This window comes from Romboutsia sp., assembly GCF_051659545.1.
Classification (GTDB): Bacteria; Bacillota; Clostridia; order Peptostreptococcales; family Peptostreptococcaceae; genus JBOFOR01.
Map to the genome: position 1 here is coordinate 1 of NZ_JBOFOR010000125.1, position 2,413 is coordinate 2,413.

Consider the following 2,413-nt stretch of genomic DNA (forward strand, 5'->3'; position numbering starts at 1 on the left):
GAAGCTGCAAAGAACCTGAGAAAATAATTACATACAGCGATTTAAATCCGATAGATTTAATAGAGTATCTAGAAGATAAAAATTATATACTATTATCAGATGAAGAGGAGAAGAAACACAGGATTATACCAGCTAAAGAAATAGTTGATATACGTGAAATAAAAAGTAAATTAAAAGGAGAAAGAAAATATAGATATGATGGGGTAAAAAAGTATAAACCTGAAATAGATGATTATATATTTTCTTACAGATTAATAATAAAGTAATTAATATAAATGATATATTTATAAATCTATGATAACTACAAAATAAGTATCAGTACATATAGCTGGTACTTATTTTTATGCTAAAATAATAATAAAGATATATGCATTTCATTAACTAAAATAAAAGGGGATATAATATGGGATTACTAAAATTATTTAATAAATTAAATACAAAAAACGAAGAATCACAACTATCATTTATACCAAAAGATATAATCGACTTACTATGGTTTAAAGATGGTCCAAATAAAAACTACACTGAAAAGTCTAAAAGTCAGAAAATAAACATAGGTGGAGTAGTATTTTCAATAACCACATCCTATAGCACAGAACCAAGCCTAATAAGCACTACAGAGAAAATAGTAAAACCATCAACTTCAGACATAGAACCACCAGGGTATTATCCATCCTACGAAAGACTAACACCTAACCAGCGATACATATATCTTGACTGGTTAAAAAATATAGACAATGAAATAGATATAAGCTATGTATTCATATTCTACTATGGGCTAGAAAGACATCTTTTTACAAGTGATTTTATAAAAGCATGGGATACTATAAATAGATTGAGAAAACATCATAAAAATAATTCTTTTACACAATATTCCATAAATGCACTAATAGCTAGTTGTATTGTCCATAATAGACCAGATCTATTTATACAACTATTACAAAACACAGATTACATAGATGATTTAGTAGTGTCTGATTTATATTTACTTGCAAAACATAAACTAGGTGGAGAAATTACACCAAAAGAAATAATGAAAATAGCAAGTAAAGTTGGATTTAAAAATAACAGATATTTAAAAAATGATGCTTTAATATTTGAAAATGAATTAATAAATATAATGATAGAAAGATTCAATAAACCAGGAATAGAGTTATCTAATATAGACCTATACAAATGCCCATTAGAATCTGTGGCAATTATGGCAAACTATTCAATGGATAACAATCAAAGAATAGTTAATCTTCCAAGTATAATAGATAATGAAGAATTTAAAAGTCTTGTAAATGAACTATTAATACAAGCTCATGAAAATACAAAATCAAAAATAAAAGAAATAAGAAAAAATGGTGGATACGTTCCTGTAGTAAATAATAATATTAAACCTAAAGTAAAAAAGAAAGCAGAGAAAATATATGATAAAAGCGTACTATTTGAAGCAATAGATACTAGTATATTTGATGAAAATGAAGGATACTATCTAAATTATATATGCCCAAACTGCAATGAAAAAATTGAAAAAATGCCAGTAACAAAATGCAAATGTTCTTATTGTAAAAAAGACATTCTCATAAAAAATAGTATTTTTACAGGTGAAAAGATAGCAATAACAGCAGATGAAAATATAAAAATGAATAACATAAAGAATGAACGTGTACGTAGGAACTTTATAACTAATAACATCACTAACCATCAACTAGATATATATAAAATAAAAAAAGAAGTAGATACAAAAGGAATAATTATTGAAGAAGTATTAATAAAAGAAATTGAACAAATTGCTTTAGATAATAAAATAGCAAATGAGTTAGGAATATATAGATGTAATCTATTAGATATTGGCAAAATATATGAACGTATAGGAAAATTAGAAAAAGCTTTAGAACTTTATTTACTAGTATGTTTCTATGACTTAAATGGTGCATCTAATTCTTATGTACGCTTTAATAGAGAAGATATATTTTTAGCTCCAGCTATTATAGAGTGGATAAATAAAATTAGTAAATTATTAAAATTAAGTCAAGAGGATATAGAAGCTAGATATAGATTGATTACAGGCAAATATACGGAAGAGGATATGTTTATGAAGGAAAGTATTGCTTTAACATGTATTAAAAAAGCTTTATATGAAGGTGTAAATATAAGAGGATCATATAGTGAAGTTCTTGAACAAATTATTGAGACTACAAATGTATAAATTTTAGATGGAGACTTTGCTATAGGGGGGCACTATTTTGAATAATTTAAAAAATCCATTTGGTTTAGTGAATAGTAGACTAAAGCATGTAAAAAATATTAATAAGGGTGTTAATGATATAATATGCCCAGAATGTGGTGAAAAATTAATCCTTAAAGATGGCAGATTTATGATAAAACATTTAGCACATAAATTGAATAATGGTGATGATTGTTC

Annotated in this window: 3 protein-coding genes; all 3 read left to right on the top strand. The window is 25.6% G+C overall.

All coding sequences use genetic code 11. The features are described from left to right. The coding region (locus ACRC03_RS07245; RefSeq protein WP_438651893.1) for a hypothetical protein at positions 1-266 on the top strand (266 nt) is incomplete at its 5' end. Between the two features lie 137 nt (positions 267-403). Continuing rightward, positions 404-2,197: a TerB N-terminal domain-containing protein gene (locus ACRC03_RS07250; protein WP_438651894.1), complete on the top strand. Its 1,794-nt coding sequence runs from the start codon at positions 404-406 to the stop codon at positions 2,195-2,197. 67 nt (positions 2,198-2,264) lie between these two features. Then, the coding region (locus tag ACRC03_RS07255; RefSeq protein WP_438651895.1) for a competence protein CoiA family protein at positions 2,265-2,413 on the top strand (149 nt) is incomplete at its 3' end.

Coding starts and splice junctions, on each gene's coding strand:
- ACRC03_RS07250 (WP_438651894.1), top strand. CDS start 404: ATGGGATTACTAAAATTATTTAATAAATTAAATACAAAAAACGAAGAA.